Origin of the sequence: Nitratidesulfovibrio liaohensis (assembly GCF_011682075.1) — a bacterium.
Taxonomy (GTDB): Bacteria; Desulfobacterota; Desulfovibrionia; order Desulfovibrionales; family Desulfovibrionaceae; genus Cupidesulfovibrio; species Cupidesulfovibrio liaohensis.
In genome coordinates this window covers 1-9,752 of record NZ_VSMK01000016.1, presented here as the reverse complement: position 1 = coordinate 9,752, position 9,752 = coordinate 1, and the positions used below count along the sequence as shown (strand labels likewise).

The following is a 9,752-nucleotide window of genomic DNA, read 5'->3' as shown; positions in this document are numbered from 1 at the left end:
CCCGCCAATAAGACTCCTTTTTCGACCTTCGCCTGCGATTCGACGGCATACCCGCACCTCCTTGATTGGAGGATGAGCATGCAGGATTTCAAACGAGGGCGGTAGAAGGAGGTGATGTGACGCTTACCTTGAAACGCATCCTCGCCTCAAGGCCTTCCAGGAAAACCGCCAGGCCGCCGAACACGACGTTGACCGCGCGCGTGCCGGCTGGTTCCCGCGCCTTGACGTGCGTGGCGGTGTGGGCGTGGAACAGTACAATGACCGCTCCACCCGGGCCACCAACAACGAAAACGACTGGTACGACCGCAGCGAAGGTTCGGTGACCCTCAGCCAGACCATCTGGGACGGCCTGGCCACCGCCAGCCGCGTGGACATCAACAAGAACAAGCTGGGCTCGGTGGACAACCGCCTCATCGACAATGCCGAAGCCCTTGGCCTGGACGCCGTGCTTGCACACATCGAAGTGCTGCGCCAGCGCGAAATCGTCCGTTTGTCCGAGATCAACGTGCAGCAGCACGAATCCATCCTGGGTTCGCAGCAGGAACGTTCGCGCATGGGCGCGGCCAGCGTTTCCGACGTTACCCAGACCCAGGGCCGCCTGGCCCGCGCCCAGTCGACCCTGACCGAAGCCCGCAGCGCGCTGCAGGTGGCAGAGGCCGCCTACCTGCGCCTGACCGGCCAGATGGTGCCCGAAACCCTGGGCCCGGCGGAAGCGCCCACGGCCACCCCGCCCAGTGCCGACGCCGCCCTGGCCGACAGCCAATCCTCCAACCCCAAGGTGCAGGCGTTGATTGCCGACGTGCGCACCTCGGAAGCGGAAATCGACCTTGCCAAGTCCGGCTACCACCCCGTGATCTACGCGGAGGTGGGTCCCACCTACAAGGATCAGGTGGAAAGCAGCCGTGACCACGAATGGGGCACCGCCGCCATGCTGCGCATGAGCTGGAACCTGTTCAACGGCGGCGCCGACGTGGCCGCGGTGAAGGGCGCCTCCGCCCGCTCGCGCCAGAGCCGCCAGGAACTGCAGAACCAGATCGACGAACTTGGCCGCGAAACCCGCGCCACCTGGACCCAGATGCTGTCCGCCCGCGAACAGCAGCGCTACTTCCTGTCTGCCATCGACTACAACGTGCAGACCCGCGATGCGTACATGCAGCAGTTCCTGGTGGGCCAGCGCAGCCTGCTGGACGTGCTGGACGCCGAGAACGAACTGTACAGCTCGTCCATTCAGGAAGTGACCTCGCGCATGAACGATGCCGGTGCCCAGTACCGCCTGCTGGCCCTTGGCGGCAAGCTGCTGGAAAGCCTGGGCATCGACCGCGACGCCCTGCGCAAGAACACCGAGCGATAGCCGCTCCCGCAGAGAACGGCATACCCGAAGGGGTCGGTCCGAAGGACCGGCCCCTTTTTGCGCGCCGTACCGGCGGGAAGGGGAACCACGGAGGGGGGCGCCACGGAAAGGGTGCGCGGATGAAGGCGTTGGCGAGACACGACAGCGGGTGGCAGCGTCCCCGGGAGGGAAACGCGGCAGGAGGGATGCGGGATTGCCCATACCACCGGCACGGACTCCCCGGCTGCACACGCACGGTCTTCACAAAACGCGACGGGGGGGCTCGCAAGGTGTTCCTGCACTGGACCACATGCACCGCACCTGCCATCTGCAGCACTGCCTGCGCCCAGCCCGGCCAGTCTTGTTGCCTCGCCGGGCTGGGCTAGTGTGTGGCAGCTTTCCCCCTTCCCCTCCTGACGCCAGACCAATCTGACGCCCGACGAACGACGCAGCCCCCCGGACGCCATCCGTCCACCCTCGACCACACCCCGCCATGTCAGGAATCCATCTGCTCTACGCTCGCCCCCCCACGCACCTTCCATGTATACGGTGGTACGTGGGGGGATAACGGGCGTGTTGGCACGTGAGGTGCCCCCGCGCCAATCCTCGCCACACAGACGCAAGACGCCCCGGCCAAGGCCGGGGCGTCCGTGTGTTCCTGGTGTGCCGCCGGATGGCGGCGCGCCGGTTAGCTGTTTTCGGTGATGATCTTGTGGGTCAGGATATGCTGCTCGATGGCCTGCAAGGCCACCGAAGTATCCGGGGCGCCCGACAGGGCATCCTGAAGCACCACATGCTGGGACTGGGCGCCATGATGCAGGGTGATCACCACGTCGTTGCTATCGGTGCCGGCCAGAACCGCGTTGCCTCCAGCCACCACGTCGGGGTTGGTGCCTATCAGCACGTCGCTGAACTTCAGCACATCGTTCTCGCTGTTCATATGGAAGTCGGTCACCACGTCCTTGGCGCCCGCAGTGAAGTCTTCCGCGTTCCACACGAAGGTGTCGGCCCCCGTGCCGCCGGTCAGGAAGTCGCCGTCCTGCCCGCCCACGAGGATATCATTGCCGCCATCGCCGAACAGGTGATCGATGCCAGCGCCGCCGTGCAGGTAGTCGTGCCCTTCGCCGCCATGGATGATGTCGTTGCCGCCATGGCCGAAGATCACGTCGTCACCGCTGGTGCCGGTTATGGTGTTGTGGTTGGCGTCGCCTTGGTAGAAGTGGCTGCCGCCTTCCGTCATGGTGTGCGCGGCAGTGTCATGCGGCGCATCAGAGGCTGCCGAGCCCAGATGCACGCTGAGGGTCGCGTAGTCGGACTGGCCGCCGCCTTCGGTGGATGCCAGCTTGTACACGAAGGTGTCGTCATGGCCTTCCATGCCCACCTTCGCTGTGTAGGTGTAGGTGCCGTCCTGGTGGATTTCCAGGCTGCCGTAATCCGTCGCCAGGGTCAGGCCGGCCGCGGTCACTTCATGCCCGTTAACCTCGGTCACCTGGGCGTTGAGGCCCACGAGTTGGTCGGCCATGTCGGTACCAACGTGGTCGTGAATCACATCGCCGCTGATGATGGCCGCTGCGGCGTGCATGATGGTCACGTCGTCGATGTAGACCCGCAGCCCGTTGTTGTAGGTAGAACCCCAAGATGTGTAAGAACCATTTCCGCCTGCACCGTCAACCGCCTTGATCTGGACGGTATGCGAACCGCCCGTCAGGAAGGTGTAGGTGAAGGTGCCGGAAGACCCCGTGGAGCCAGGCGTCACGGTGTAGACCGTGGGCAGTGCGACGCCGTCAATGACAACCACGAACTTGTCGGGGTCGTGGTTGTCCGAGTTGCCGGTCCGACCGGTGACATCGGTCTCCCACTTAAACGTCAGCGTATCGTTGGCAGCCACGTTGAAGGTCTTGCTGCTGACAACCTCCCCGCTGTCCGAAGAGAGATCGAGCAGCAGTTCCCGGTCGCCCCCCCCAACATTCACACGCGACACGCCGTCGTCATCATGGCTCCAGCCGTCGTAGTTCGCATTGTTGTTGCTGCTGCCGGAGAAGTCGTCCCTGCTGACTTCCTGGTACGTCGTGTTGCCGGTGACTGCATGGTTATCGTGGGCGTCCAGCATGGGCAGCCGCAGCAACAGGGTTGCGGTGTCCGAGGTGCCGTCGGCATCACGCACTTCGTAGGTGATGACTTCCTGTCCGGTAGCCTTGGAGCCAGGAATGAACTCGTAACTGCCGTCCGCAAAGTCGATCTTCAGGGAACCCTTGCTGTCACCAAGATCAATGGTGAGCTCGGTGGCCGGACCCGCAGGATCGGTGTAGGTCACGCCGTCCACGGTCACGCTGTGCAGATGCAGACCGCCGTCGGCGCCAGCCTGATCGTTGTCGAGCAGGTTGCCTTCAGCGGACACGGTGCCCAGCAGAATGTTCGGCAGTTGCGACAGGGTGGTGATGACCTCGGAGGTATCGGCCCCGTTCTTGTCCCAGGCAACCCGGTCAAGTTGGTCGGGATCGACCGCTTCACCCATGCCGAAGGCGTACACGGTGTCGACACCGGCGCTGACAAGCTTGTTTTCCCAGGCCTGCGTATCCGAATTGTTCAGTTCGTAGCCGGAGTTGGGGCCGCCGTCGGACAGGAAGTACACCACCGACTTGTCGGCAGCGGGCAGCCCGCCATCCAGAACCGCCTTGGCCGCGGCAAGGGCGCCATCGTAGTTGGTGCCGTCACCGATGGAGCTGTTGGAGGGGTTGTTGACCCAGGACATGGCCTGGGTGGTCGAACCGTCTCCGGTGAACCACGAGCTGGTGCGGGTGTCGTTGTCGAAGTCGATGATGCACACGTTCACCTGACCCACGTCGTCGTACTTCGCCAGCAGTTCGGCAATGGCCGCCTTGGCCAGGGCAAACTTGGTGTCGTACCCGCCGGGACCGTCGGGGTCGCCGCCGCCCAGCCACGAGTCAGGCCCCATGCTGTTGGAGGAGTCGAGTATGATCATCACGTTGGTGGTGATGCCCTTCGGGAAGCTGGCCACGTCGTCCACCGCCATCGGATGGTCGTCGACGATGTTGATGTTCAGGGTACCGGTGGCATTCGGCGTGCCCGCAGTGAAGTTGTCGGAGACTTCCACAGCGAGGGACAGCGTGCCGCCCGCAGGATGCGTGGCGTTGTCGTCCAGGGTGAAGTGGTAGTTCACCGTGTAGGTGCCATCACCGTTGTTGTGCACGTTGTCGACCACGAGGTTGCCGTTGGGGGTATCCACGGTGTGCGAACCGAACAGGGCGCCGCCGTCGATCACCTTGGTACCGCCGATGGACACTTCGTCAAGGCCGGCGGTGGCGGTGATGGTGAAGGCGCCGGTCATGCCGAGGCCCACGCCGTCCGTGCCGGAACCGCCCGGCAGGCCGGCTTCGTGCACGGTGCCTTCCGGGTTTTCCAACCCCGACAGGTTCAGCACGTGGTTCTCGTTCACGCCGTTGATGTCCACGGTCAGGTTCGCGGTGCTGATGTCGCCGTCGCCGTCCTTCAGGGTGTAGGTGAAGGTCTCCGCCACATCACTGCTGGGGGTCAGGTTCTGTACCAGCGGGTTGCTGTTGTCCAGGGTGTAGGTGTAGCTGCCGTTCTGGTTGACATGCAGCATCCCGTACGGGGTGTCGATGTCCACGCCGTCCGCATCCACCACATAGTTGGTGGCGCCGAACTTGACGCTGGTCACCATGGCACCGTCCGCGCCCTTAACGTCGGCGGTGGGGTCAAGGATCAGGTTGCCGGTGGCCACCTGGCCCGCGCCGCTGTCTTCCGTCACGCTGGCGGTGTTGCTGTTCGCGTGGGGGTTGTCGTCCACGATCTTGACGGTAAGCGTGGCGGAATCGGCATCGCCGTCGCGGTCCACGGCCGTCACGGTGAAGTCGCGGTACAGCGCATCGTCGGTGGAGCCCGAAGCGCCGTGAGCGATGTTATCGGTAAGGGTGTAAGTGTAGCTTATCTTGCCGGTGGCGGCGTCGAACGCAGTGACCACCAGCGTGCCGTAGGCGTTGGTGAAGCTGTTGCCGGTCAGGACGCCTGCGTCGATGACCTTCACGCCGCCGATCAGGATTTCATCCAGCCCGTCCTTGGCGTCCACGAAGAAGTCGCCGTTGAACGAGGTGGCCGTGGGGCCGACATGGCTGCCGTCGGACAGGCCCGCTTCGTACACGGTTCCTTCGCTGCCGCACAGGCCGGTCAGGCTCACCTTGTCGTCCGCGCCGTTGATGGTGATGGTCAGATTGGCGGTGTCGATGTCGCCGTCGCCATCCTTCAGGGTGTAGGTAAACACTTCCTGCAGATGCTCACCGGTGGTCAGGTGCTGCACCGCAGCGTTGGCGTTGTTCAGCGTGTAAGTGTAGGTGCCGTCGGCCTTCACCAGCAGCGTGCCGTACAGCCCGTTGATGGTTTCGCCGTTGTTGTCCACGTTCACCGAATTCGCGCCGAACTCAATCTTGGATACGATGGCGCCGTCCGCGCCCTGCACGTCGTCACCGGGTTCAGGCCAGAAGAAGTTGCCGGTCACCACGTTGCCGGAGGCGTCGTCGTCGGTATGCGGGTTGCCGTCATGGCCGCCGTCTTCGGTCACCGTGGCGAAGTTGTCGTACGCCGTGGGCACGTCGTCGGTGATGTGCACCTTGAGGGTGTCGGTGTCGTAGTCGCCGTTGCGGTCGATGACCTTCAGCCCCAGCGAGAGCAGGTAGTCGTTCTCGCCCTGAATCGGGGCATGCGGGGCGTTGTCATCCAGGGTGAACGAGTAGGATATCTTGTACTGCCCGTCGCCCAGGTTCTGCACCCCGGTAACCACGAGGTTGCCGTAGGGAGTGTCGATGGTGTGGTCGGCCTGCAACACGCCGTTCACGATCACGTTCTCGCCGCCGATCTGCACGATGTTCAGGCCGTCATTGGCGGTAACGATGAACGAACTGGAATCGGTCAGCGAATCCTTAGGGAAGGGGTCGCTGCCCTGCCACAGATCGTCCTCGTTCACGTGCAGGCTGTTGATGCAGCCGATGTCCACCCGGTCGTTGGCGCCGTCGATGGTGATGGTCAGCTTGGCGGTGTCGGTGTCTCCATCGCCGTCCTTCAGGGTGTAGGTGAACACTTCCTGCAAGTGTTCGCCCGGAATGAGGTGCTGCACCGCGTCGCTGTGGTTGTTCAGTTCATAGGTGTAGCTGCCGTCGGCCTTGATGAACAGCTTGCCGTACAGGCCGTTGATGAATTCGCCGTTGGTGTCCACGCCTTCGCTGTGGGCGCCGAACTGGATGTTGGACACCTTGGCGCCGTCCGCGCCCTGCACGTCATCGCCCATTTCCGGCAGCCAGAAGATGTTGCCGGTGATCACGTTGCCAGAGGCTTCGTCGTCGGTGTGCGGATTCCAGTCGTGGCCGCCGTCTTCGGTCACCGTGGCTACGTTGTCGTACGCCGTGGGCACGTCGTCGGTGATGTGCACGTTGATGGACGCGGTGTCCCAATCGCCGTTGCGGTCGCTTACCGCAAGACCCAGCGAAAGCAGGTAGTCGTTTTCACCGTTGCCGTTGGCATGCGGGGCGTTGTCGTCCAAGGTGAACTTGTATTCGATGCGGTACTTGCCGTCGCCCAGGTAGTCCACATCGTACACCACCAGATTGCCGTACGGGGTGTCGATGGTGTGGTCGGCCTGGATGTGACCGTCGATGATGACGTTTTCGCCGTTGATCTTCACCACGTTCAGGCCGTCGTTGGCGGTGACGATGAACTGCCCGTAATCGGTCAGCGATTCCTTGTGGATGTCGCTGCCCCACGGCAGGTCGTCTTCGTTCACGTGCAGGCTGTTGATGCAGTCGATGTCCACCCGGTCGTTGGCGCCGTTGATGTTGATGGTCAGCTTGGCGGTATCGGTGTCGCCGTCACCGTCCTTCAGGGTGTAGGTGAAGACTTCCTTCAGGGTTTCACCCGGAATGAGGTGTTGCACCGCATCGTTGTGATTGTTCAGTTCGTAGGTGTAGCTGCCGTCGGCCTTGATGAACAGTGTGCCGTACAGCCCGTTGATGTGTTCGCCGTCGGCGTCCACGCCTTCGGAGTGGAAGCCGAACTTGATGTTGGACACCTTGGCGCCGTCCGCGCCCTGCTGGTCGTCACCGAGTTCCGGCAGCCAGAAGATGTTGCCGGTGATGACGTTGCCCGAGGCTTCGTCGTGGGTGTACGGATTCCAGTCGTGCCCGCCGTCTTCGGTCACCCACGCGACGTTGTCGTGCGCGATGGGGTGGTCGTCCACGATGGTGATGGTCAAGGACGCGTAGGCGGAATCGCCCGAAACGTCGGTGACGCTGATCGGAATCACGTCGCCGGTTTCGGTGCCGTCGGGGAAGGTGTGGTTGACGTTGTCGTACAGGGTGTACTTGTACGACACGGTGTACTTGCCGGTGGCATCGTCATAGGTGACGCCGGTGACGTCCAGCACGGCGTGGGCCAGCATCGGGTTGTTCACCACAAGACCGTTGGCGCCGATGAACAGCGGTCCGGCCGCGTCAAGGTCGTCCAGCGAGGCAAAGGTCTTGCCGCCCACGGTAACGGACGCGAAGTCCTCGTGCTGCATGTCGACGACGAAGGTGCCCGCGGCCACCACGGCTTCGTGCCCGGCCTCGGTGCCGACGGCCCACGGCGTGAACAGCCCGGACTCGTGCACCACGTGCGCTTCGGTAGGCATGTCGATGTCGGGGGTGCGTTCGGCTTCAATGATGGTCACGTTGAACGACGAACCGGCCGTGTCGCCGTCACCGTCGGTGATGGTGTAGTTGAAGGTCAGCTTGCCGCCGGCGTTGTCGGGCAGGTCAAGCAGCACGTTCTGCGTGAAGGTCCAGTACCCGGTGTCGGGGTCGACCTGCAGCACGAAGGCGATGTTGGAGACCGCTTCCGTAATGCTGACTTCATCGCCCGAGGATTCGCCGACGATGTAGCCGACGATGCGGCCTTCACCTTCGACGACCACGTTCACCTGATGCCCATCCCAGGTCCAGATGCCGTCGGACGAGGCCTCTGGCGCGTCGGCTGCGCTGACCACTTCGGGCTGCACGTCCGGAGTTTCGGTCGTAAAGCCCGCCCAGGTCAGGTCGAACGCACCGCGGTCATCCGCGCCGTAGGTGAAGTCCAGGTCGCCGTGGGCAACGCCCACTTCCGACACCATGTGGAAGCCGACGTTGGTGATGTAGAAGTCGCTGCTGTCGCCGACGGAGCCGCCGTCATGGCCGTGGCTGCCGTAAAAACTGGGCATGTGCTGGTAGTCAAGGCCGATGATGACCACGCGGTCGAACAGCCCGCCGTTGTTCAGGTGGGAGAAGTTGTAGCTGTCGCCGGGCTGGTTGGCGAAGATCACCCGCGAATCGACAAGTTCGTCGCCCAGGAAGAACAGTATCTTGCCGACTTCGCCGGAACCGTTCTCATGCCCGTAGAAGGCCGAGGTTCCCATGCTGAACGAATCGGCAACGCCGTCCAGCTTGAAGACCACGCCTTCCTGCTCATGGAACCATTTGTCGTCGCGGTGGCCCAGTTCGTTCTCGCGGTCGGGCGAATCGCCGGGCACGTGGTTGCCGTCATAGGTCACGCCAAGGCCATGCCCCACGCGGAAGTACGGCGTGCCGCCGTCCACGCGCAGGTCCACGGTGCCGTTGTCGAGATCGGGAACGCTGCCGTTGGTCAGGTCGAAGTGCAGGTTGACTTCGCCGTTGGCGAACATGTGCTCGACGACGCCGTCGGTGCCGAGTTCGGGGTAGTCGTCGGGGGTGACTTCGTCTTCGGGATTGGGATCGTTGATCTTGCCGATGAACGGTTCGTCATCCGCGATGGTTATGGTCAGGGTGCCGGGAAGGGAAGAGTCGCCGTCGGCGTCTGTGATGATGACGGTAACGGTTTCGATGCGGTCTTCAGCACTGGGGGTCAGCAGGGTATGGGTGCTGTCGTCCACCAGGGTGTAGGTGAAAAACACGTTGGTGCCGTCAAAGCCGGTCAGCACCATGTCGGCGTGGGCGTCCTGCGCGCCAAGGTCAACGGCCAGCGGGGTGCCGCCTGCCAGAGCCGCCAGTTGGGCCGCAGTGAACACGCTGTTGCCCACGGTCAGCGAGCCGATGCCGTCGGGCGCGGTGATGGCAAAGGACCCGGCAACGCCGATGGGGCCTTCCGTGGTGCCCTGGTAGGTGGAACTGCCGTCTCCCAGGTTCGATTCGAACACGGTGAGCGCGCTGGTGGTCATGATCAGGGTGGGCACCGTGTCGATGGCGTCGGGGGCTTCATCCTCGATGGTTCCCAGCGCCGCCGTGCCGATGGCAGTGGTACCCAGCGGGTCCAGGCGGTCCACGCCGCCGATCAGGTTGCCCGCGTCGTCGGCATAGTCGCCCACGCCGCCGCTACCCGCGGCAGCGCCCGCGCCGGGGCCGGC

1 protein-coding gene and 1 pseudogene are annotated in these 9,752 nt (G+C 63.6%); one reads left to right on the top strand and one right to left on the bottom strand.

What is annotated here, in order from left to right:
• Nucleotides 1-139: 139 nt before the first annotated feature.
• Nucleotides 140-1,351 (top strand): annotated as a pseudogene (locus FVW27_RS00860) (TolC family outer membrane protein); the annotation flags it as partial.
• Nucleotides 1,352-2,018: 667 nt separating this feature from the next.
• On the opposite strand, the gene FVW27_RS00855 reads toward FVW27_RS00860, so the two are convergent.
• A complete protein-coding gene (locus tag FVW27_RS00855; RefSeq protein ID WP_208294549.1) occupies nucleotides 2,019-9,713 on the bottom strand; it encodes a VCBS domain-containing protein in 7,695 nt (2,564 codons plus the stop codon).
• Nucleotides 9,714-9,752 lie beyond the last annotated feature (39 nt).